This is a genomic window from Aureimonas sp. AU20 (genome assembly GCF_001442755.1).
Taxonomy (GTDB): domain Bacteria; phylum Pseudomonadota; class Alphaproteobacteria; order Rhizobiales; family Rhizobiaceae; genus Aureimonas.
On sequence record NZ_CP006367.1, the window covers coordinates 629,660 to 652,529 of the forward strand.

General features: G+C 67.2%; 19 protein-coding genes and 1 tRNA gene. 6 read left to right on the forward strand and 14 right to left on the reverse strand.

Annotation, left to right across the window (positions count from 1 at the left end; translation table 11 throughout):
- Window positions 1–128: 128 nt before the first annotated feature.
- On the reverse strand, window positions 129–602 hold the full coding sequence (gene ybaK / locus M673_RS02830) for a Cys-tRNA(Pro) deacylase (RefSeq protein ID WP_061973419.1): 474 nt from the start codon (window positions 600–602) through the stop codon (window positions 129–131).
- A 413-nt stretch (window positions 603–1,015) separates the two neighbouring features.
- Here ybaK and sthA point away from each other — a divergent pair, with 413 nt between their 5' ends.
- Window positions 1,016–2,503 (forward strand): Si-specific NAD(P)(+) transhydrogenase, encoded by a 1,488-nt coding sequence (sthA, locus tag M673_RS02835; protein WP_244493264.1) that lies wholly within the window; start codon window positions 1,016–1,018, stop codon window positions 2,501–2,503.
- A 94-nt stretch (window positions 2,504–2,597) separates the two neighbouring features.
- Here sthA and M673_RS02840 read toward each other — a convergent pair whose 3' ends face one another.
- Both M673_RS02840 and M673_RS02845 read right to left on the reverse strand, forming a co-directional pair.
- Window positions 2,598–3,908 (reverse strand): CitMHS family transporter, encoded by a 1,311-nt coding sequence (locus M673_RS02840; RefSeq protein WP_061973420.1) that lies wholly within the window; start codon window positions 3,906–3,908, stop codon window positions 2,598–2,600.
- 209 nt (window positions 3,909–4,117) lie between these two features.
- Window positions 4,118–5,392, reverse strand: coding sequence for an MFS transporter (locus tag M673_RS02845; protein ID WP_061973422.1), 1,275 nt, complete (start codon window positions 5,390–5,392; stop codon window positions 4,118–4,120).
- Between the two features lie 581 nt (window positions 5,393–5,973).
- On the opposite strand from M673_RS02845, the gene M673_RS25080 reads away from it, so the two are divergent.
- Entirely contained in the window at window positions 5,974–7,878 is a 1,905-nt protein-coding gene (locus M673_RS25080) for a methyl-accepting chemotaxis protein (protein WP_061973423.1), read from the forward strand.
- A 640-nt stretch (window positions 7,879–8,518) separates the two neighbouring features.
- Here the strand turns inward: M673_RS25080 and M673_RS02855 are convergent.
- Window positions 8,519–8,594: transfer RNA gene (locus tag M673_RS02855), tRNA-Ala, on the reverse strand.
- Window positions 8,595–8,776: 182 nt separating this feature from the next.
- Between M673_RS02855 and M673_RS02860 the strand changes: the two genes are divergently transcribed.
- From M673_RS02860 to M673_RS02870, 3 genes are read left to right on the forward strand one after another with little or no spacing between them, the layout of a single operon-like run.
- A complete protein-coding gene (locus tag M673_RS02860; RefSeq protein ID WP_061973425.1) occupies window positions 8,777–9,079 on the forward strand; it encodes a YggT family protein in 303 nt (100 codons plus the stop codon).
- Window positions 9,079–9,375 (forward strand): DUF167 family protein, encoded by a 297-nt coding sequence (locus tag M673_RS02865; protein WP_061973427.1) that lies wholly within the window; start codon window positions 9,079–9,081, stop codon window positions 9,373–9,375. Before M673_RS02860 ends, M673_RS02865 begins: the two co-directional genes overlap by 1 nt.
- Window positions 9,329–9,901, forward strand: coding sequence for a hypothetical protein (locus M673_RS02870; RefSeq protein ID WP_061973428.1), 573 nt, complete (start codon window positions 9,329–9,331; stop codon window positions 9,899–9,901). Before M673_RS02865 ends, M673_RS02870 begins: the two co-directional genes overlap by 47 nt.
- A gap of 165 nt (window positions 9,902–10,066) precedes the next feature.
- Here the strand turns inward: M673_RS02870 and ppa are convergent, their stop codons facing one another.
- The 7 genes from ppa to M673_RS02905 all read right to left on the reverse strand — a co-directional run bounded on the left by ppa (window position 10,067) and on the right by M673_RS02905 (window position 18,303).
- Complete coding sequence (ppa, locus tag M673_RS02875) at window positions 10,067–10,642, reverse strand: inorganic diphosphatase (RefSeq protein ID WP_061973429.1); 576 nt, start codon at window positions 10,640–10,642, stop codon at window positions 10,067–10,069.
- A gap of 140 nt (window positions 10,643–10,782) precedes the next feature.
- Entirely contained in the window at window positions 10,783–11,289 is a 507-nt protein-coding gene (locus M673_RS02880) for a GNAT family N-acetyltransferase (RefSeq protein ID WP_061973431.1), read from the reverse strand.
- Between the two features lie 237 nt (window positions 11,290–11,526).
- On the reverse strand, window positions 11,527–11,907 hold the full coding sequence (locus M673_RS02885; RefSeq protein WP_061973434.1) for a PH domain-containing protein: 381 nt from the start codon (window positions 11,905–11,907) through the stop codon (window positions 11,527–11,529).
- Window positions 11,908–12,007: 100 nt separating this feature from the next.
- Window positions 12,008–13,024 (reverse strand): zinc-binding alcohol dehydrogenase family protein, encoded by a 1,017-nt coding sequence (locus tag M673_RS02890; protein ID WP_061973436.1) that lies wholly within the window; start codon window positions 13,022–13,024, stop codon window positions 12,008–12,010.
- An 83-nt stretch (window positions 13,025–13,107) separates the two neighbouring features.
- Window positions 13,108–14,088, reverse strand: a complete 981-nt coding sequence (locus tag M673_RS02895; protein WP_061973437.1) for a tripartite tricarboxylate transporter substrate binding protein — start codon at window positions 14,086–14,088, stop codon at window positions 13,108–13,110.
- A gap of 152 nt (window positions 14,089–14,240) precedes the next feature.
- The gene (gene typA, locus M673_RS02900) at window positions 14,241–16,070 is read right to left on the reverse strand and encodes a translational GTPase TypA (protein ID WP_061973439.1); all 1,830 of its coding nucleotides are present in this window, start codon (window positions 16,068–16,070) and stop codon (window positions 14,241–14,243) included.
- Between the two features lie 169 nt (window positions 16,071–16,239).
- A complete protein-coding gene (locus M673_RS02905) occupies window positions 16,240–18,303 on the reverse strand; it encodes a M3 family metallopeptidase (RefSeq protein WP_061973440.1) in 2,064 nt (687 codons plus the stop codon).
- A gap of 187 nt (window positions 18,304–18,490) precedes the next feature.
- Here M673_RS02905 and M673_RS02910 point away from each other — a divergent pair, with 187 nt between their 5' ends.
- Entirely contained in the window at window positions 18,491–18,976 is a 486-nt protein-coding gene (locus M673_RS02910; protein WP_061973442.1) for a MarR family winged helix-turn-helix transcriptional regulator, read from the forward strand.
- A 74-nt stretch (window positions 18,977–19,050) separates the two neighbouring features.
- Here M673_RS02910 and M673_RS02915 read toward each other — a convergent pair whose 3' ends face one another.
- The 3 genes from M673_RS02915 to M673_RS02925 all read right to left on the reverse strand — a co-directional run bounded on the left by M673_RS02915 (window position 19,051) and on the right by M673_RS02925 (window position 22,425).
- Complete coding sequence (locus tag M673_RS02915) at window positions 19,051–20,073, reverse strand: LLM class flavin-dependent oxidoreductase (protein WP_061973443.1); 1,023 nt, start codon at window positions 20,071–20,073, stop codon at window positions 19,051–19,053.
- 115 nt (window positions 20,074–20,188) lie between these two features.
- Window positions 20,189–21,409 (reverse strand): argininosuccinate synthase, encoded by a 1,221-nt coding sequence (locus tag M673_RS02920; RefSeq protein WP_061973445.1) that lies wholly within the window; start codon window positions 21,407–21,409, stop codon window positions 20,189–20,191.
- A gap of 212 nt (window positions 21,410–21,621) precedes the next feature.
- Complete coding sequence (locus M673_RS02925) at window positions 21,622–22,425, reverse strand: phosphatase PAP2 family protein (RefSeq protein ID WP_187301290.1); 804 nt, start codon at window positions 22,423–22,425, stop codon at window positions 21,622–21,624.
- Window positions 22,426–22,870 lie beyond the last annotated feature (445 nt).

A 22,870-nucleotide genomic window follows, 5' to 3' on the forward strand; every position in this document is an offset into this window, starting at 1 on the left:
AGCGGCCCGCCGAGCGGGCTCCCCATCCTCGGTGTTGCAGGTCTAGGGCGCCTGCCGCCTATTTCGCGGCGGGGCTGTTCGCTTCGGTGGGCAGGCTTTGGAGGGCGGGGCCGGCTCGGCCCGGGCCGTCAGCGGACCAGATCGGCCATCGCGCAGCCCAGCGCCGCCATCAGGTCGGCGGGGCGGAGGCGGATCTGGAGGCCGCGCTGGCCGCCGTTCAGATAGATCTCGTCATGGAGCACCGCCAACTCGTCGAGAATGGTCGGAACGGGCTTGCGCTGACCCAGAGGGCTGATGCCGCCGACCTTGTAGCCGGTCAGGCGCTCGGCCTCGGTCGGCTTCATCATATGCGCCGCCTTGCCGCCCAAAGCCGACGCGAGCTTCTTCATGTTCACCTCCTCGTCGGAGGGCACGATGACGCAGACCGGCTTGCCGTCGAGCTCCGCCATCAACGTCTTGAACACCTGCGAGGGCGGCGCGCCGATGGCCTCGGCGGCCTGCAGCCCCACCCGTTCGGCATCGGGGTCGTAGTCATAGGTCACGAGGGCGAAGGCGACGCCCGCTCGGGTCAGGGCCAAAGTGGCCGGGGTGCTCTTGGACATGGCGTTTCCGCTTGTGCTGCCGGGCGACGGGCTCTCAGCGAAGCCGCGTGCGCCGAGCCATGGCTTAAAGCCTGTCACGGACCCTCGGCAAGGCTTGGCGGCGGTGAAGCGGGATCGATCGTCGCACCCCACGGCCTCCCAGTTCCCCCACGCAGGGGCTTTCCATCGGACGGCTTGCGGCGAGCGGATCGGGTGCGTTCGGGAGCAGTGAAGCTGCTAGAGCCTTCACACGGCGCTCGGGCGCAGACGGCCATCATCGCGAGAAGGGCCAGCGCCTCGGCGTCCGACGCCAAGCGCCCGGGCCGGCCTTTACGCGTGCTTTGCACAAGCGGGTGTATGAAGGGACTTGAGAGAATGCGGACCAGGCCGGCCGGCGCGCACGCGGCCGCTTTTTGAGCAGAATGCGAGGCTTCATGTCGACCTACGACCTCATCGTGATCGGAAGCGGCCCTTCGGGTCGCCGGGCGGCCGTGCAGGCGGCCAAGCTCGGGCGCTCCGTGCTCGTGGTGGAGCGCAACCGCCGGGTCGGCGGCGTGTCCGTCCACACCGGCACCATCCCGTCCAAGACCATGCGCGAGACCGTGCTCAATCTTTCGGGCTGGCGCGAGCGCGGCTTTTACGGTCGGGCCTACCGGGTGAAGCAGGACATTTCCGCCGCCGACATCCGCGCGCGCATGGAGAAGACGCTGGAGCACGAGGTCGACGTACTCGACCACCAGTTCGCCCGCAACGGCGTGAAGGTCATGCGCGGCGAAGCGTCGTTTCGCTCGGCGCACGAACTGGTGATCCGCAGCGAGGGCGAGGACGAGCGTGTCGTCTCCGCCCATTTCATTCTGATTGCGGTCGGCACCAAGCCCTTCCGGCCGGACTACGTGCCCTTCAACGGCACCAATGTCTTCGATTCCGACGAGATCGTCGCGGTGCCCAAGCTGCCGCGCTCCATGACGGTGATCGGCGCCGGCGTCATCGGCGTCGAATATGCCACGATCTTCTCCGCGCTAGAGGTGCAGGTGACGCTGGTCGAGCCGCGCGCCACCTTCCTCGACTTCGTCGATAAGGAGCTGATGGAGGATTTCGTCCACGACCTGCGCGACCGCAACGTGTCGCTGCGCCTGGGCGCCGAGGTGACGAAGATCGAGTTCGACGGCGCCGGACGCCCGGTCTGCCGCATCGCCACGGGCCGCGACGTGACGAGCGACATGCTGCTCTTCGCCGCCGGCCGCATGGGCGCGACGGACGATCTGAACCTGGCCGCGGCCGGGCTGGAGGTGGACCGGCGTGGGCGCATCGCGGTGAACGAGAAGACGCTGCAGACCGCCGTGCCGCATATCTACGCCGCCGGCGACGTGATCGGCTTTCCCTCGCTCGCCTCGACCTCGATGGAGCAGGGGCGTCTGGCCGCCTGCCACGCCTTCGGCCTGGAGCCGCCCCCGGCGCCCGAGTTCTTTCCCTATGGCATCTATTCCGTGCCGGAAATCTCGACGGTCGGCATGAGCGAGGAAGAGGTGCGCAAGCGCGGCATTCCCTACGAATGCGGCATCGCGCGCTTCCGCGAAACCTCGCGCGGCCACATCATGGGCCTCGACCGGGGCATGATGAAGATGATCTTCTCCAAGAAGACGCGCCGGCTGCTCGGCGTCCACATCGTGGGCGAGGGCGCGACCGAGCTGATCCATATCGGTCAGGCCGTCCTCAACCTGAAGGGGACGATCGACTATTTCATGGACAACACGTTCAACTACCCGACCCTCGCCGAGGCCTACAAGATCGCTTCGCTCGACGCCTGGAACCGCGCCTTCGCGCCCGGCCCCGGCGTCGCCGCCCATGCGGTGAGCGAGGCGGAGGCGCATGAGCGCCAGGAGGAGCACGAGGCGCAGGAACTCGGCGAGGCCGTCCACTGACACGCGACTGAGACAGGCGAGCCCATCATGAAAAAGGCCGGAGCGGGGATGCCGCTCCGGCCTTTTTCGGTTTCTGGCGCCCTGAAGCCGAGACTCAGCCGAGCGGCACGGCGCCCGTCAGCACGGCGCCCACCAGCATGAAGCCGGCGAGGAGGGCGGCGAAGGGCAGGGCGAAGCGCTGCAGGGAGCCGGTCTCAACCTCCGAAAGGTTGGTCAGCACGTAGAGCGCCGGCACGAGCGGGCTCAGCATGTGCATGGGCTGGCCGACCAGCGAGGCGCGGGCGATGACGTCGGCCGGAATGCCATAGGCCCGCGCCGCTTCCGCCAGAACCGGAACCACGCCGAAATAGAAGGCATCGTTCGACAGGAAGAAGGTGAAGGGCCCGCTCACCACCGCCGTGATCAACGGGATATAGGTGCCCGCCGATTCGGGGATGAGATAGATCACGCTCTTGGCGAGCGCGTCGGTCATGCCCGTGCCCTGCAGGATGCCGGTGAAGACGCCGGCGCCGAAGATCACGGCCACCACCGACAGGGCGCTGCCGGCATGGGCCTCGATGCGCTCGCGCTGGTCGCGGATGCGCGGGAAGTTCACGGTGATGCCGATCGCGAAGGCGATCATGAACACCAGCGCCAGCGGCAGGATGTCGGCCACCAGAAGCACGAGAAGCGCGGCGGTCAGCCCCAGGTTGAAGAGCTGGAGCCAGAGCGGTCGGCTCACCACGGCGCGGCGCGCGGCAAGAATCTGGCTCATCGGCGTCTGCTCGTCCGAGACCGCCATGCCGCCGGCCCCGGCGAGGCGGCGGCGCTCCTTGAGGCCGAAATAGAAGGCGATCATCACCGCGCCGCAGCAGGCGAGCACGATGGCCGGGATCAGCGGCACGAAGACCTGGCTCGGCTCCAGATGCAGCGAGGCCATGACGCGCGCCGTCGGCCCGCCCCAGGGGGCGATGTTGATGATCGCGTTGGGCAGGATCGTCACCGCCGGCAGGATCAGCGGATTGATGCCGAGACTGCGATGCAGCGGCATCATGGCGGTGACGCAGATCAGGAACGTGGTGGAGCCGTCGCCATCGAGCGAAACCACCATGGCGAGCAGCGCCGAGCCGACAATGACCCGGAGCGGATCGCCGTGGCAGATGCGCACCACGAGCCGCACCAGCGGATCGAACAGGCCGACATCGATCATCAGCCCGAAATAGAGAATGGCGAAGAGCAGGAGCGCGGCGGTCGGCGCGATGCGGCGCAGCCCGTCCACCACCATGGTCGGAATCTCCGGCCCGAAACCGCCGATCAGGGCGAAGAGCATGGGAATGAGAATGAGCGCGATCAGCGCGGACAGGCGATTGCTCATGACCGCGGTCATGAACACCGCGATCATCGCATAGGCGAGAAGGGTCAACATATCCGGTTCGTTCGGTGCGCCGCCGAGGGGAAGGGTCCCCGGCGGCATCGGGTGAAAGGAAGCGTCTTTGGAACGTGTCCAGACTCCCTAGCCGATCCTGTCGCACCTATCTATTGCGCCGCACCATTTTGGAAGCGGGCGAGGCGTCCCGGCCACCCCGCGTCCGACCCGCCTCGCCGAGACAAACTCCTGCCCGACTTCGCCTGCGCCTATTCGCGCGCCGCGAGGCTGCGCGCCTGCCGCAGCTGCGGGAAGGCGGCGGACCAGACGGCGGCGACGGCGACCGTCGCCAAACCGCCGATGACCACCGCCGGCACGGCCCCGAGCCAGGCCGCCATGAGCCCGGCACGGAACTCGCCGAGTTCGTTGGAGGCGCCGACGAAGATGCCGTTCACCGCGTTGACGCGTCCGCGCACCTCGTCCGGCGTCCAGAGCTGAAGCAGCGTTTCGCGGATATAGACCGAGATCATGTCGGCCGCGCCCATCAGCGCCAGCGCGACCACCGACAGCCAGGGCGTGACGGAAAGGCCGAACAGGACGGTGAAGACGCCGAACAGGGCGACGAACAGGAACATCACATGCCCGGCGCGGTCGCGCACGGGATGGGCGGCGAGCCAGGCGGCGGTGGCGATCGCGCCGACGCCCGGCGCGGCGCGCAGAAGCCCCGCGCCCCAGGGGCCGACGGCGAGCACGTCATGGGCGAAGACCGGCATCAACGCCACCGCCCCGCCGAGCAGCACGGCGAAGAGATCGAGCGAGATCGCGCCGAGCACGACCTTTTCCCGGAAGATGAAGCGGAAGCCGGCGACCACGGTGCGAAGATTGGCCGGCTCGCCCGACACATGCTGCGCGGGTGCGGGGATCGACAGGACGAGACCCGAGCCGACCAGAAACAGAACCAGCGCCGTGCCGTATGCGCCGCTCGGCGACAGGCCGTAGAGAAGGCCGCCGGCGACCGGGCCGACGATCGAGGCGATCTGCCAAGAGGAGGAATTCCAAGCCACCGCGTTGGCCAGCTCGTCCCGGCTCACGAGATTGACCACGAGCGAGGAGGCGGCGGGGCCGAAAAAGGCGCGGGCGATGCCGAAGACCACGAGAATGGCGAAGACCGGCAGGGGCGAGACGAGACCCGTCAGCGTGAGGCCGAGCAGCACGGCCGCCCCGCAAGCCTCGCCCAGGATCGACAGGCCCATGATCCAGCGCCGTGAATAGCGGTCCGCCACCGGCCCGGTGACGAGAACCAGCGCCAGCGCGGGCAGGAACTGGCACAGGCCGACGAGGCCGAGGTCGAACGGATCGCGCGTCAGCGCGTAGATCTGCCACGTCACCGACACGGAGACGATCTGCACCGCGAAGGCGGCAAAGAAGCGGGCCAGCCAGTATCGAAGAAACCGGCGGTTGCGAAAGGCGGCGAAGCGATCCTCGACCGGCGCGTGGACCGGCGCTTCGGCCGGATCGGGAGAAAGGGTCTCGTCGCTCTGCATCAGCGGATTCCGGCCCGTTCTCTCGCGTTTCGGCCCGGCGGTTTGGCCGACCTCCCGCGCGCCCTTGGGGGCTCTTGCCGGGGTCGGGGCGCGGGCTTCATCGGAGCGGCCGCCTTTCGAAGAAAATGAGGGTCCGACAGCGCGGGCGAAGGGCGCCGGCTTCCGGGAGGGAAGACGACGGGGTGTTCTCGGGCGCGACCGCGCTCGCCCGAAAGGCGGACGCGGCTGCGGCACAAGCTCATAAGCTCACAGTCGGCGTCAAGTCTCGATGGCCCGTTCGATTCGGCGCCGACGCAATATCGAACGAAGAGGGAAACGCCGAAGGCGAGGAGGCTCCGGCGGACCGACTCGATTCGGAAACGTGGCCAAGGCTGAGCCCGTCCGGGTTGAATCGATTAGCCTTGAATCTGTGGTTCTACGCCAACTTCCTGCACTGGTTGTCGCCCGAGCAATTTGGCAATGAGTCAAGCCCAGCGCGACATAAGGAAGCATTCACCGCGTTCCGAGGTCTCGCCCGGGCTTCACCGATTGGCAGTCTTCTTGGGACTTCATGGGCCCAACAGAGGGGAGACTGCAGGCCGATGAGACTTTCGATCCGGACGAAGCTGGCGGGCGCCTTTGCGCTGACGGTGGGGATGAGCTTGGCGCTGGGAGCCGTGGGCGCCTATAATCTGACGGCCGCCAGTGCGCGCCTGGAAGAGCTGCGGTCCGGCCCGATGCAGCAGAACGAGCGGCTCATGACCGTTCGCGCCTATGTGTCCGACATCGGCCGTCTTCTCAACACGATGGACTCGGTCGATAACGACGGCGTCTTCAAGGACATGGAGTCCTCGGTCGCCGAGCGCGGCAAGTCCACCCTGGACATGCTGGCCGAGTATCGCGCCGCCGCGCCCAAGACCGAACTTCCCTCCGTGGATTCGCTCAAAGGCGCGGTGGAGACTTATCTCGGCATGTCCCGGCAGGTCATGGACCTCCTGCGCACGGCGCGCGCCGACCCGGCCGGGCAGGCGGACGCGGCGGCAAACGCCCGCTCCCTGATGGGCGGCGGCATGCAGCCGAGCATGGCCTCGATGATCAACCAACTGAAGACGCAGCTCGGCCGCGAGAAGAAGCGCACGGACGCGCTCGCAGCGCAGACCGATGCCAACTCCCGCCTCGCCTTGATGCAGATGTTGGCGCTGGTCGCCGGCGCGGTGGTGCTGGGTCTCGTCGTGGCGACCTGGCTTGGCCTGTCGATCTCTCGCGGCCTGAAGCGCTCGGTCGATCTCGCCCGCCAGATCGGCTCGGGTGACTTGACGCACACGATCCGGGCCAAGGGCTCGGACGAGATCGCCGAGCTGCAGCGCGCCATGAGCGACATGACCACCAAGCTCTCCGAGATCGTCTCGGGCGTGCGCGCCTCCTCCTCGCTGGTGGCCGCCGGCTCGGCCCGCTCGGCCGAAACCGCCGACCGCCTGTCGTCCGGCTCCACCGAGCAGGCCGCCGCCTCCGAGCAGGCGTCCGCCGCGATCGAGGAGATGACCGCCAACATCCGCCAGAACGCCGACAACGCCTCCACCACCGAGAAGATCGCCGCCCAGGCCGCCGAGCATGCCGGCACCACGGGCGCAGCGGTGGCGCAGTCCACCGAGGCCATGCGCGCCATCGCCGAGAAGATCGCCGTGGTGCAGGAGATCGCCCGTCAGACCGACCTCCTGGCCCTCAACGCCGCGATCGAGGCGGCTCGTGCCGGCCAGCACGGCAAGGGGTTCGCGGTGGTGGCCTCGGAGGTGCGCAAGCTCGCCGAGCGCAGCCAGACGGCGGCGGCCGAGATCGGCGAACTCTCGTCCCGCACGCTGGTCGTGGCGGAAGATGCCGGGGCGCGGTTGGAGCGGTTGGTTCCGGACATTCGCAAGACGGCGGAGCTGGTGTCGGAGATTTCGGCGGCGTGCCGGGAGCAGTCGATCGGCATCGAGCAGATCAACCAGGCGATCGGGCAGCTGGATCAGGTGACGCAGTCGAACGCCGGGGCGGCCAACGAGATGGCGGCCACCGCCGACCAGCTGTCGACCGAGGCGGGCCGGCTGGAGGAGCGGGCGGGCTACTTCCGCATGACCGACGCCGAGCGCGAGCGCCTGCTGCAGGACGAGGCGGTGGAGATCGAGGCGACGAACCGGCAGGCGGAACGGCAGAAGACGCGCGGCGAGGGCGGCGCGGCCAAGCCAGCCTCGGCCCCGGCAGCGGGCAAGGCGGCCCCGAAGTCCGCCCCGACGTCTGCCAAGCCAAACGCGCCCAAGACCACGCGGGTGCTGGGCAAGACCCCGGTGGCGGTGAGCGCGGAAACGGACCAGGACCTGTTCGAGACCGGCGCGGGCGAGAACCCCGTTCACAGCTTGCAGGCCCAGGCGGCCAGCGCTCTGGCGCGGCCGGCGCCAGCGGGCGCGGGCAAGGGCGGCTTCTCGCTGGATCTGGGCGGCGACGAAGGCTTCGAGCGCATGAGCCGCTGAGCCAAGGCTGCCTCAAATCAATCGACAGGAAAAAGCCCGGCGCGAGACATCTCTCGCGCCGGGCTTTTCGCGACTGGAGTCCAACAGGCTGAGGCTGCGGCCGCTGGGGCGATGCCTCCCCCTGCGCCAGCAAGGCAACTGGCCGATGTTTCCGCGTCCTCTTCCCAGCCTTTCGAGTCGGCACATCACATGGAGACCACGTGTGGTTGCCAAGCGTGAAGCCGAGCTGCGGCGCGGGGTTCATCTGGCCATGAGCGACCAATGGCGGTGACGACGTACAGGCTTTGCGTGCTCGCTATGATGGCCGAGGCACAATCTGCGACTTGCCGATGGTCGAGGGTTTTGCGGCTCGCGATGGAAATAGGTGCGGTCGACAACCGCAACTGCGCTTGGCCTCTGCGGCGAAGCGAGAGCGCAAACGACGCGATCGGCCGTTTTCTCGATTCTTATCGCGAGTTCCAAGCAACAGAGAGAGCTTGGCGAAAGCGAAACACGGTCTCGGGTGCTTGAGGCCGCGATTCAGCGACCACGGCCGAGCGAAGGCCGCAACGTCTGGCGCGGATCGCTCGCGACCAATAGCCGGGCAAGCGCGCGAAGGCTCGATAAAACCAATCGAAGTTTTACAGAAAACGCCGGTGATTGGTGGAGCTGAGCGGGATCGAACCGCTGACCTCGTCATTGCGAACGACGCGCTCTCCCAACTGAGCTACAGCCCCGTCCACCGGTGAGCGGCATTTAGATCGGCGGCGGGGTGGCTGTCAAGCGGGCGGTCTCGATTTGGGTCTACGCGGCGCGCACTCGTCAAATCAGCGGCATGGGGGTGCCAAACGTTAGGGAAATCCCCATCTCCCTGGCCGATTGTGCGATAGCACAGTGGTCCACCATCCAAAGGCTCCCCATGCTCGCCGTCGTTCAAGTCGTCCTCCTGGTCCTCAACATTCTCTGGTGGATCATCATCGTCTCGGCGATCCTGTCATGGCTGCTCGCCTTCAACATTCTGGACTATCGCAACAATTTCGTGCGCACGGTCAGCGATACGCTCTATCGTTTGACGGAGCCGCTCTACCGGCCGATCCGCCGCATTCTGCCCAATCTCGGCGGGCTCGATCTTTCGCCGCTCGTCGTGCTGATCGCGATCTTCTTCCTGCAGCAGATCATCTATCTTTATGTCGTGCCCGCGATCTACCGCGCCGGCATCTGATGCTCCTGTCCGTGCGCCTGACGCCTCGTGCGTCGAGCGACCGGGTGGACGGGATCGAGCTGTCGCCCGACGGCTGGCGGATCGAGGCGCGGGTCCGCGCCGTGCCGGAAAAGGGTCTCGCCAACGAGGCCCTGATCCGTCTTCTGGCCGAGGCGCTGGGCGTGCCCAAATCCACGCTCTCGCTCGCCTCTGGCTCCAAGGGGCGCGAAAAGCGCGTGCGCTTTGCGGGCGACGAGACTAGCCTCGGCCATGCTCTTCGCGCTCACCCTTGCTTCCGCCCTGCTGGGATCGCCTGACGCACTGCCCCCGCCGTCCCAAGCGCGCGCCGAGCCGACCGGGGCGGCAAGCCCCGTCATTCCCAGCCTCTGCGTCTCTTCGGGCGAGGGCGAGGGCGAGGTGCTGCGCTGCGCCGCGCTGCCGGGCGTCGATCTCTTCCTGAAAGGGCCGCCCGAGCGGCGAAGCGTGTCGCTGGGGTCGCCCGACGGTTTCATTTCACCACCGCCCGAGCCCATGGCGCTCGGCTCCACCGCCCGCTGGCGCATGCTCGGCTCCCGCCCGCTCGCCGCGATCCTGCGCTACGCGCTGCCGGGCGCGCCGGGCGAGGTTCTCCTCGTGGTGGTCAAGGCGCCGAGCGGCGAAGCGCCGGGTTGCCTCGTCGCCATTCTGGCCGGCATCGCAGGGGGCGAGAACGCGGAAGCCGACGCTGTGGCGGACGGGCGCGCGGCGGCATTCCGCTGCGGGGTCGACCGGCCGACATTCCTGGGCGAGCGCGCCGGCGCCGCTCTCCAGCGCGCGGGGCTGGCCTGGGTCGGCCAGCGATAGGGGCCGGCATTTCCGGCTTCATCAAGTTTATGATTTCGCTGCGTCACCCCAGGCGAAGCCGATCCGCTTCACCTGAAAATACCCCAGCCCAAACAAAAAGGCGCGGGTCCCTCGCGGAACCCACGCCTCTCATTCGTCCGGCCACGAGGACCGCAAGCCGTGGTGTCAGGCGTTTTCCTGGCCGACCGGCGTCTTGTTCTTTTCCTTCTCGGAGGCTTCGTCGTAGCGAACGACGGCCTCGAGGATCAGCCTACGCGCCTCGGCGGCATCGCCCCAGCCGCCGATCTTCACCCACTTGCCGGGCTCCAGATCCTTGTAGTGCTCGAAGAAATGCTCGATCTGCTTGGTCGTGATCTCGGGCAGGTCGGTGTATTCCTCGACCTTGATGTAGCGCTGCGTCAGGGCCGGCGAGGGGACGGCGATGACCTTCTCGTCCACGCCGCTGTTGTCCTCCATCTTGAGGACGCCGATCGGGCGGCAATTGATGACGCAGCCGGGGAAGAGCGGGCGCGTCGAGCAGACCAGGACGTCGATCGGATCGCCGTCGTCCGACAGCGTGTGCGGAACGAAGCCGTAGTTCCCGGGATAGGTCATCGGCGTGTACAAGAAGCGGTCCACGAAGAGCGCGCCGGATTCCTTGTCCATCTCGTACTTGATCGGGTGGCCGCCGACGGGCACCTCGATGATGACGTTGATGTCCTCGGGCGGATTCTTGCCCCGGGCGATGGCGTCGATGCGCATGGGAGGTCTCCTCGAAATCGTCGGGCGTGTCTAACCCGCTTGCGGCCTCCGAGGCAATTGGACGGCTCAAATTCCCTGACGAAGGGTTAAAACTTGTGGTGACAATCGACGGTGGATCGGAGCCCTATGCGCCGCGGGAGTCAGGGAAAGGTGAAGGCCAGCTTGCGCAGCGTCACCCCTTCAAATGTCTCGGTGCCGGTCGCAACGTCGATGCCCCCCGCGGCCTCGTAGAAATGCACCGCGCCGGGATTGTCCTCCAGCGCCCAGACCGCCGTGCCGTTCAATCCGCGCGAGCGGATCAGCATGCGCGCGGCGGAAAACAGGCGTTGGCCGAAGCCGATGCCTTGGAACTCGGGGCGCAGATAGAGCTCGTAGACCTCGCCCTCGACGCCGAGCGCGCGGGTGCGGTTGCGTCCCAGCGTGGCGTAGCCGCCCATTTCGCCGCCATATTGAAGGACGAGGATCGTCGCCTGGTTCGCGATCGCGCTTTCCCACCAGGCGGCGTTGCGCCGCTCGATCATGCGCGTCAGCGTTCGATGCGGGATAAGACCGGCATAGGCGCCCCGCCAGGACGCTTCGTGCACGCGGCTCAAACCCACCGCATCGCGGGCTTCGGCCAGTCGGATCTCTGCGGCGATCGTCTTCATGGCCGGTTAACCATGTTGGACGACTTCCGATCCAACGCGAGTGTAAAAATCACGCGGTGATTCGGCAGGGGCATGTGTCATTGGCACGGGTCGTACCCCCTCGCAGGCGTGGCGGCAACGTCTTGACGGGGGCGAAAAGCGCGTGATCGCGAATCGGTGTTCGAGCCCGGCCGAACGACAGCACGGGGCCGCGCCATCCGGGCCGGCCCAAGCGTAGCAAGTCCGCAGCGCAGGCGCCTAGCGGCCGAGGACGCCGCCGGCCAGGGCCTTCTGGATGCCGCTCAGATTGGCGCCGCGCGACAGGTTCTGAAGGAAGGGCTGCGGCTGGCCGGAGACCCAGATCCGCAGTTCGGCGTCCGTGTCGAAGGAGCCGGCGGTCTCCACCGAGAACATGGTGACGGCGCGATAGGGGATGGAGTGGTACTGTCGCTTGCGTCCGGTCATGCCCTGCTTGTCGATCAGGATGACGCGGCGGTCGGTGAAGACGATCTGGTCGCGCACCAGCTGGAAGGCGATCTCGATCCCCTCGTGGGGCAAGAGGACGGGTTCGAGTTCCGCCGCGAGCGCGCCGACGTCGAGGTCGCTGGCAAGGCCGAGAAGGCCGCTGAGAAATCCCATTCCCTTGTCTCCCAAAGCCCTCATCCCCGGCGAAGCGGGATCGCCTCGCCGGGAATGGGGCACAAATGCAAGATGTTCGAGTCTTCCCGGGAATCCGGGCTCAGGCCGCCGGCCAGCCGGCGATCACCAGCTTGCCGAGGCTGGCGCCGCGTTCGCTGATGCGGTGACCCTCACGCACCGTCTCGGCCGAGATCGGCGAAAGGGTCTGCGTCCGGGTGGAGTGGAGCCGGCCCGCGTCGACGAGGCGCGAGATCTCCGACAGGAGTCGGTGCTGCTCGATCATGTCGGCGGTCTGGAAGACCGGGCGGGTGAACATGTATTCGAAATGCAGCGACACCGACTTCTGCCGGATGGGCGCGAGATCGAGCGCCGCGCTGTCGATCACGCACAAGTCCCCGAAGGGGCGGATCAGCGCGCCGATATCGGCCATGTGCTGGGGCGTGTGGGTCAAAGCGAAGACATAGTCCACCGGCTTGAAGCCGAGGGCGGCGAGCTGCGGCGCCATGGGGCTGGAATGGTCGATCACATGGTGGCAGCCGTTGCGCAGCGCGAACTCGCGTGTTTCCGGCCGCGAGGCCGTGCCGATCACCGTCAGCGCCGTCAGCTGGCGGGCCAGCTGGGTGGCGATCGAGCCGACACCGCCTGCCGCGCCGATCACCAGCAGCGTGCCGCGCTCGGTCTCGTCGGGCTGGATGCGGAAGCGGTCGAACAGGGTTTCCCAGGCGGTGATGGCCGTCAGCGGCAGGGCGGCGGCCTCGGTGAAGTCGAGCCGGTCCGGCTTGCGCGCCACGATGCGCTCGTCCACCAGCTGGAACTCGGCGTTCGAACCGGGCCGGTCCACCGCCCCGGCGTAAAACACCGCGTCTCCGGGGCGAAACAGCGTCGCGTCGTCGCCCGCCGCTTCCACCACGCCGCTGGCGTCGAAGCCGAGGACGCGGGGGAAGCGCGCGGGGTCGGCCAGCGGCCCGCGCTGCTTGGTGTCCACCGGATTGATCGACACCGCCTCGACCCGCACCAGAAGGTCACGCCCCGAAGGGGTGGGGCGGGGCAGGTCGAGATCCGTCAGATGCTCCACGCCCGCGTCGGGCGGCGATGCCCGGTAGCCTACAGCCCGCATGTCCGCTCTCCCCGTCCTGACGGCGCGAGGCCTGATCTACCGCGCCGGCCCGCGCCATCAAGACGTGTCGACGGCTTGGCGCCTCAGGTGGCGAGGCCGAGCTCCTGGAGGAGCGCCCCGATCCGGGCCTGCTCGGCGGTGAGGAAGGTGCTGAACTCGGCCGCGTTCATGTAGAGATTTTCCCAGCCGCGCGTGCGGCAGACCTCGTTCCACTGGTCGCTGCGGGCCATCTCGCCCATCGCCTCGTCCAGGGCGGCGAGATCCGCGCCGGCAAGGCCCGGGGCGCCCATGAAGCCGCGCCAGTTCACGAGGTCGGTGGCCACGCCCTGCTCGCGGAAGGTCGGGATGTCGACGCCGGGCAGGCGCTGGGGCGAGGAGATGCCGAGCGCGCGCAGCGCCCCGGTCTTGATGAGATCGGCGAACTCGCCATAGCCGCCGGTCGCCACCGTCACGCGGTTGGTGAGCACCAGCGGCAGCATCTCGGAGCCGGCACCGACCACGATATAGTTCATCTTCGACACGTCGTTGCCGCTCGCCTTGATGACGAGGGCGCTGACGAAATGATCGGGGCTGCCGAGCCCGAAGCCGCCCCAGGAAACCGAGCCCGGATTCTCCCGGTACATGGCGAGGAGATCGTCCAGCGTCTTCAGCGGGGAGGCGGCGGCGACCACGAGCGGCTGATACTCGCCCTGGAGCCGAGCGACGGGCGTCACGTCGGCGAGCGTCACCGGGCTCTTGTTGATGGCGACCGCGCCGACCATGCCGAGGCCGGCGGTCAGAAGCTGGTCGCGGCGCGCGGCGTTGACGAACTGGGCAAGGCCCACCGTGCCGCCCGCGCCGGGCACGTTGGCGACCTCGACATTGTCGATGATTGCGCGGTCCTGAAGGATGGTCTGCGCGGTGCGCGCCAGCGTGTCGTAGCCGCCGCCCGTGGAGGCCGCCGCCAGGATGCTGGCGTCCTCGAGCTTCGCCGCGAGGGCCGGTCTAAGCGAGCCGAAGCCCATCGCGCCCATCGCTCCGCCAACCGCCAGCCATTTGGAAAGATCGCGCCGCGTCCAGTTCATTCGCATGCCTCCCGCTTGCGCCGCCCTCCCGGCGGCGGGCAAAGCTTAGGAAAGCCCGAGGGCCGGGTCGAGAAAGCGCACCAACGAAAAAGGGCGCGGCCGAAGCCGCACCCTTTCAACATGTCGTGACTGGAGCCTGCGATGGCGCCCGATCAGGCGACCTTGCGGCTCTTCTCGAAGCGCTTGCGCTCGTTCGGGTCGAGATAGAGCTTGCGCAGGCGGATGTTCTTGGGCGTGACCTCGACCAGCTCGTCGTCCTGAATCCAGGACAGGGCGCGGTCGAGCGTCATGCGGATCGGCGTGGTCAGGCGAACCGCCTCGTCCTTACCGGCGGCGCGGATGTTGGTCAGCTGCTTGCCCTTGAGGACGTTGACCTCAAGATCGTTGTCGCGCTGGTGGATGCCGATGATCATGCCGGCATAGACCTTGACGCCCGGGTCGATGACCATGGGCCCGCGATCTTCCAGGTTGAACATGGCGTAGGCCACGGCCTCGCCCGCCGCGTTGGCGATGAGAACGCCGTTGGTGCGGCCGGCTAGCTCGCCCTTATAGGGGGCGTAGGAGTGGAACAGGCGGTTCATGATCGCCGTGCCGCGCGTGTCGGTCAGGAGTTCCGACTGGTAGCCGATCAGGCCGCGCGTCGGCGCCAGGAAGACCAGACGCTGGCGACCGCCGCCCGAGGGGCGCAGCTCCTTCATCTCGCCCTTGCGCTCGCTCATCTTCTGAACGACGACGCCCGAATGCTCCTCGTCGACGTCGATCACGACCTCTTCGATCGGCTCCAGCGTCTCGCCGCTCGCCTCGTCCTTCTGCATGACGACGCGGGGACGCGACACGCCGAGCTCGAAGCCTTCGCGGCGCATGGTCTCGATCAGAACGGCGAGCTGCAGTTCGCCGCGGCCCGACACGAAGAAGGAGTCCTTGTCCTCGGACTCTTCGATCTTGAGCGCGACGTTGCCCTCGGCCTCCTTGAACAGACGGTCGCGGATCACGCGGCTCGTCACCTTATCGCCCTCGGTGCCCGCGAGCGGGCTATCGTTGACGATAAAGCTCATGGTCACGGTCGGCGGGTCGATCGGCTGCGCGACGAGCGGCTCGTTCACCTGCGGGTCGCAGAACGTGTCGGCGACGGTGCCCTTCTGCAGGCCCGCGATGGCGACGATGTCGCCGGCCTCGGCGTAGTCGATCGGCGTGCGCTCCAGGCCCCGGAAGGCGAGGATCTTGGAGATGCGGCCGCTTTCGAGAAGCTGGCCTTCGCCGTTCAGAACCTTGACGGCCTGGTTCGGCTTGATCGAGCCGGACTGGATGCGGCCCGTGATGAGACGGCCGAGGAAGGGGTTGGCCTCGAGGATCGTGCCGATCATCTTGAAGGGCTCGTCCTTGCCGGCGGTGTCCGGCTCGGGAACATGCTTCAGGATAAGGTCGAACAGGGGCTCCAGGCCCTTGTCCTGCGGGCCATCCGGCGCGTCGGCCATCCAGCCGCCGCGGCCCGAGCCGTAGACGACGGGGAAGTCGAGCTGCTCTTCGGTGGCGTCGAGATTGACGAAGAGATCGAAGATCTCGTTCAGAACCTCTTCATGGCGCTCGTCCGGGCGGTCGATCTTGTTGATCGCGACGATCGGCTTCAAACCGACCTTGAGCGCCTTGCCGAGCACGAACTTGGTCTGCGGCATCGGGCCTTCCGAGGCGTCGACGAGGATCACCGCGCCGTCCACCATGTTCAGGATGCGCTCCACCTCGCCGCCGAAATCGGCGTGGCCCGGGGTGTCCACGATGTTGATCCGCACGTCCTTCCACACCACCGACGTCGCCTTGGCGAGAATGGTGATGCCGCGCTCCTTTTCCAGATCGTTGGAGTCCATCGCGCGCTCTTCGGTGCGCTGGTTCTCGCGGAACGAGCCGGACTGCGAGAGGAGCTTGTCCACCAGGGTCGTCTTGCCATGGTCGACGTGCGCGATGATCGCGATGTTGCGGAGCTTCATAAAGGGTCACCGAAAGGAGTTGGAACGCGTGAGAGGGCACGTCTCAAGGGAAACGGCCCGGGAAATTCGCGGTCATTGGGCGGTCTCATAACGGATTTTTCGCAAAAGCGAAAGGGAGGGTCCGCAAAGACCCTCCCTTTTGGATTCGCAAACACCAAATTTTCAGCGCTCAGGCCGCAAAGCCCCGCTTGCGCATCATGGCGTCGGGGTCTGGCTGGCGGCCCCTGAAGCGCTCGTAGAGCTCGGCGGGGTCGCGGCTGTTGCCCGCCGAATAGACGAAGTCGCGAAGGCGCTTCGCCGTCTCGGGGTGGAACGGGTCGCCCGCCTCCTCGAAGGCCTCGAAGGCGTCGGCGTCCAAGACCTCGGACCACATGTAGGAATAGTAGCCGGCGGAATAGCCGTCGCCCGAGAAGACATGGGCGAAATGCGGCGAGCGATGGCGCATCACCATCTCGGCCGGCATGCCGAGCCGGTCCAAGATTTCGCGCTCGCGCGCCATCGGATCGGCTGGGACCTCGCCCTCCTGGTGGAACAGGAGATCGACCAGGGCCGAGGACGTGTATTCCACCGTGTTGAAGCCTGCGTCGTAAGTGCGCGCGGCCTTCAGCTTCTCGGCCTCGGCCTCCGGCAGCGGCTCGCCCGTCACGGCATGGAGCGCGTGGCGCTCCAAGATGGCGGGCACGTCCAGCCAATGCTCGAAGAGCTGCGAGGGCAGTTCCACGAAGTCGCGCGAGACGGCGGTGCCGGCGAGCGAGGGATAGGTCACGTCCGACAGAAGCCCGTGCAAGGCGTGGCCGAACTCGTGGAACAGCGTGCGCGCGTCGTCCACCGACAGGAGCGCCGGCTCGCCGCGCGCGGGCTTGGCGAAGTTGCAGACATTGTAGATCACCGGCAGCTGGCCGCCGTCGATTCCGTGCTGGGAGCGCAGCGCGCTCATCCAGGCGCCCGAGCGCTTGGAGGACCGGGCGAAATAATCGCCGACGAAAAGCCCGCGCGGGGCGCCGTCGGCATCCAAGACGCGCCAGGCGCGGGCGTCGGGGTGCCAGGCGGTCAGGCCGGGCAGCGGCTCGAACCGGAGGCCGAAGAGCCGGTTCGCCACGTCGAACGCGGCGTCGATCATCCGGTCCAGCGTGAAATAGCTCTTCAGAGCGCTTTCATCGATGGCGAACTCGGCATGGCGGCGGCGCTCCGACCAGTAGCGCCAGTCCGCCGCCGTGAAGGGGGCGTTGTCGCCACTCGCCGCCGCCAAGGCGCGCAACGTTTCGGCGTCCTGCAGCGCGGCTTCCCGTGCCTTGTCCCAGACGCGGGTCAGCAGTGCCTCGACATGGCCCGGAGTCTTGGCCATCGTATCGTCGAGCTTGTAGTGGGCGAAGCTCGCAAAGCCCAGAAGCCGGGCCTTCTCGGCGCGAAGGCTGAGCATCTCGGCTATGATCGGCCGGTTGTCGTGGGCGGGGTCCATCTCGCCGCGCCGCGTCCAGGCCGAGAACAGTTCCTCGCGAAGCGCCGCGTTGGGGCAGAAGGTTAGGAAGGGCACGATCACCGAGCGCGACAGGGTGACGACGGGGCCGCCGGCGCCGCGCTCCTCGCCCGCATCCCGCATGGAGGAGACGAGAAAGCCCGGCAGGCCCGACAGATCCGCCTCGTCCACGGGGCGCGCGAAGGAGCGCTCGTCGTGCAGGACGTTTTGCGAAAAGGCGGTGCCGAGTTCGGCGAGCCGGGCGTTGATGTCCGCAAGGCGCTCGCGCGCCGCGCCTTCGAGCTTGGCGCCCGAGCGCACGAAGCCGGCATGGGTGCGCTCCAGAAGCCGCAGCGCCTCGCCCGAAAGGCCGAGCGCGGCGCGCTTCTCGAACACGGCGTCGATGCGCGCGAAAAGGTCGGCGTTCAGCGTGATGCGAGAGGAATGGCGCGAGAGCTTGGGCGAGACTTCGCGCTCCACGCCCTGCAGCTCGTCGTTCGTGTGGGCGCCGGCCAGGGCGTAGAACAAGGAGGCGACGCGGCCCAGCGGGCGCCCGGCGCGCTCCATGGCCAGGATCGTGTTGTCGAAGTCCGGCTCGGCCGGGTCGGCGGCGATGGCCTCGACCTCCGCCGCGTGCAGCGCGATGGCCCGCTCGAAGTCCGCCGCGAAGTCCGCCGGGGTCAGGGCCTCGAACTGGGGCAGCGTCTCTTCCGATCCGAACGCCAGTCGGGCGTCGAATTGCGAAAGCTTTTGCTCGAGCGCGGATTGTTGTGGCATTTGCGGTCTTCTCTTTGTGAGGGAACACAGATAGGTGATAATCCGCCTTCCCTAGAGAAGTCTCGGGCAAACTGCCCGACTGGGGAAGACTAGAGCCATTCATACCTAAACCGGATCGTGATGGTCTGGAATAAAACCCGATCCCGTAGAGGCCAGTAGCGACGTGTCAGAGCTTACAACCGGAAATATGTTCGGCTTTCTGCTGACGGATACGTCGCGGCTATTTCGTCAGTATTTCGAACGAATGGTGACGGAAAACGGTTTTGGTCTGACGCCCGGCGAAATCCGGGCCCTGGGTTACGTCATCCGCTTTCGCGGCTCGCGTCAGGCGCTGCTGGCCGAGCGCATGGGCGTCGAGCCGATGACGCTCTCGGCCTATCTCGATCGCCTGGAAGGGCGCAGCCTCATCCGCCGGACGATGGACACCAGCGACCGGCGCGCCAAGCTGATAGAGCCGACCGAGGACGCCTACGCCGTGATGCGCGAGCTCGACCCGCTCTTCACGCGCATCTACCAGCAGCTGACGCAGGGGCTCGACGCCGACGAGATGGCCGTCGTCGCCCAGTCGCTGGAAAAGCTGCGCGCCAACCTGACCAGCGATCCGCAGATCAAGGCGCCGTTCAATCTGATCGACCCCAGCGACGCCGCGACCCGGACCGACGGTCCCTGCTGAGCGAACCGGGCATGGCGTCACCCGCGCCCGGCCTCGGCGAGAGCGTAGTGGCGCCTCGGCCGTAAACGCCACCGCTATTCCGCCGCCTGCGAATGCGACGACGCCTCGCCGCCGAGCGCCAACATGGCTTCGGCGGCAATCGCGAAGGAGCGAACGCGCGCCCGGTGATCGTGGATCTGCCCGGTCAGGATGATCTCGTCCGGCTGGTAGCGGGCGATCAACCCCGCCAACCCGGCGCGCACATTGGTGGGCGAGCCTACAACCGATACGCGCAAGGCCTCGTCGACGCCCGGCCGGAAGGCGGGGTCGATCACGTCCTCGATTGCCTCCACCGGGCGCGGCAGCGGGCCGGGGTGGCCGGAGCGCAGATTGGCGAAGGCCTGCTGCATCGAGCTCTGGAGTCGTTTGGCTTCCGCGTCCGTCTCGGCCGCGAAGACATTGGCCGCCAGCATGAAATAGGGTTTGTCCAGCGTTTCGGAGGGCCGGAAGGTCTGGCGATAGACCTCGATCGCATCGTCCAGCGCGCCCGGCGCGAAATGCGAGGCGAAGGCATAAGGCAGGCCGAGATGGGCCGCGAGCTGCGCGCCGTAGAGGCTGGAGCCGAGAATCCAGACCGGCACCTGCGTGCCCACGCCCGGCACGGCGCGAAGCCGCTGGTTGGGCGCGGCGTCCGCGAAATAGCTCATCAGCTCCACGACATCCTGCGGGAAGTTGTCGGAACTTTCCAGGTTTCGGCGCAGGGCGCGGGCGGTCAGCATGTCGGTGCCCGGCGCGCGGCCGAGGCCGAGATCGATGCGGCCGGGATGAAGCGTGGCGAGCGTGCCGAACTGCTCGGCAATCACCAGCGGCGCGTGGTTCGGCAGCATGATGCCGCCGGCGCCGACGCGGATGCGCTGCGTGCCCGCCGCCACATGGCCGATCACCACCGCCGTCGCGGCGCTGGCAATGCCGGTCATGTTGTGATGCTCGGCCAGCCAGAAGCGATTGTAGCCCAGCCGCTCGGCCTCTTGGGCGAGGTGGAGCGTGTTGCGAAGCGCGTCGGCCGCCGTCGCGCCTTCGGGGATGGGCGACAGGTCGAGAACGGAATAGGGGATCATCGTTCGGTATCCTTGGCTTTTTCCTCATCTGGTTGCCAGGATGCCAAAAGTGAAGGGCCGAGGCGCTCGGCCGCCCGGCGGATCGCCCCGCCGGGCCGTCTCGTCCAGCCGTCTTTTAGAGACCGTTGCGCTTGGCCAGCGTGCGCAGGCGCAGGGCGTTCAGCTTGATGAAGCCGGCAGCGTCCTTCTGATCGTAGGCGCCCTGGTCGTCCTCGAAGGTCACGAGCTTATCGGAATAGAGCGACTTGGGGCTGGCGCGGCCGGTCACCATGACATTGCCCTTGTAGAGCTTCAGCGTGACCTCGCCCTCGACATGCTCCTGGCTGCGGTCGATCAGCGCCTGCAGCATCTCGCGCTCGGGGCTGAACCAGAAGCCGTAGTAGATGAGCTCGGCGTAGCGCGGCATGAGCTCGTCCTTCAGATGCGCCGCGCCGCGATCGAGCGTGATGCTCTCGATGGCGCGGTGCGCGGCCAGAAGGATCGTGCCGCCGGGCGTCTCGTAGACGCCGCGCGACTTCATGCCGACGAAGCGGTTTTCCACGAGGTCGAGACGGCCGATACCGTTGTCGCGGCCGTAGTCGTTGAGCTTGGCCAGAAGCGTCGCGGGCGACAGGCGCTCGCCGTTGATCGACACGGCGTCGCCGCGCTCGAATCCGACGGTGATGACGGTCGGCTTGTCGGGCGCGGCCTCGGGCGAGATCGTGCGCATATGGACATATTCCGGCGCCTCGACGCTCGGATCTTCCAGCACCTTGCCCTCGGAGGAGGAGTGGAGAAGGTTGGCGTCGACCGAGAAGGGCGCCTCGCCCTTCTTGTCCTTGGCGACCGGGATCTGGTGCTTCTCGGCGAAATCGAGAAGGTCGGTGCGCGACTTGAAGCTCCAGTCGCGCCAGGGGGCGATGATCTTGATGTCCGGGTTCAGCGCGTAGGCCGAGAGCTCGAAGCGGACCTGGTCGTTGCCCTTGCCGGTGGCGCCGTGGGCGATGGCGTCCGCGCCGGTGCGCTTGGCGATCTCGATCAGGTGCTTGGAGATCAGCGGCCGGGCGATCGAAGTGCCGAGGAGATAGACGCCCTCATAGACCGCGTTGGCGCGGAACATGGGGAACACGAAGTCGCGCACGAACTCCTCGCGCACGTCCTCGACGAAGATTTCCTTGATGCCGAGCATCTCGGCCTTCCGGCGGGCCGGCTCCAGTTCCTCGCCCTGGCCGAGATCGGCGGTGAAGGTGACGACCTCCGCGCCCAGCTCCGTCTGGAGCCACTTCAGGATGATGGACGTGTCGAGGCCGCCGGAATAGGCGAGAACGACTTTCTTGATACCGCTCGGAAGGGCCATGCTTCGGAAAGTCCCCGAAAAAGAGAGGAAACGCTCCTGGAGCCTGGAGCCTGTTCGGGCACTCGGTCGGGTCGGTCCGACGGTGCTTTTCGCCGCCCCTTCGTCGCCTGTCCTCGCGGATGCGCGCTCGCATCGCTCGAGGCCGGCGCCTCGCGGCGTCGAAAAATCCCTCGACGGCCCCCCGCCGACGAATGTCCAATCAGGCTCTTAGCTCAGGCCGCCGCACGAAGAAAGAGTGCGCGCGCCTGCACCGCCGCATCGCGCCCGAACACCCGCAGCCGCTTGAGCGCGCGGGCGAGCGGCGCGCGCCAGCGCCCGTCGATGCCGCCGTCGATCGCCGCCGCATGCCGCGCGAAGACGCGGCCGAGAAGGAGCGCCGTCAGCGCGACGACGAGCCAGGACACCAAGACGTCGGACAGGAAATGGCTGCCGAAGGCCACGCGATTCAGCGAGAAGACCAGCATGGGAAGAAGCAGCGTGAGGCCGGCGCGAAGCCGCAGCCCGCGCGGCGCGAGCATCGCCAGCGCCATCATCGCCATGGCGGAGGCCGCTTCGCCGGAGGAAAAGGAGCAATTGGTCCGGCAGGCGTCGGAGAACTGCCAGGCGACGGTGAAGCGGTCCTCGCCGCCGAAGGCCAGAATGTGCTCGGGCCGGGCGCGGCCGACCGTGTTCTTCAGCATATGCACGATGCCAAGACAGGCGACGAGATAGACCGATAGGACATGCAGGATCGCATGGGGCGGGGGGAGGAAGCGCCGCGCGCCCCAGAGCCCGCGCGCCAGAAGAAGCAGGGCGAGCGCAGAGGCGATCCAGATCGGCAGCACCCGGTTGAGGTCGCGGATCGCCAGCAATCCTTCGTCGCGCGACAGCGGAAAGCCCTGGCCCGGCACCGCGAAAAGGCCGGACACGGCAAGGTCGAGATGCGGAAAGGCGGCGAAGGCGAGACTGACTAGAACGAGAAGCGCGAAAAGGGCGCTAGCCGGGCGGTCGCGCACAAGGCTCCGGCCGCGCGCCAAGGCATCCTCGAATCGGCCCGGTCGCGCCAAGCTTCGGCGCCGATCGAAATTCGAGGTCCCAGTCCAAACCACGCGCTGCTCCCACGTCATGTTCGATTCGCGCGCGGATCCATGGGGAGGGCGCACGTCCATTGCCGTATCGGCGCGGATGATGACGAGGACTTGTTGAATTTATGTCGCGGCTATGAAAATTATATTCCAAGGGGGAATGAAATTTAGGGTGTCTTACTAATAAGAATGCTTCGATACTTGGCGCCTTGCAGTCGATGCCTCGGAGATTGTTTGGCAACTCGCTCGGGTCGGTCCGCCGTCGCCCGTCCGCACGGACCGTTGCCGATCCTCGCCGATGGCATAGGCATCACTCAGGTTTGGCGCGCCGTGAACGCATGAAAAACTCCTCGACGGCTTTCCTCCGCCGGGTCGTCGAACAGTCTCTTGAAAACCG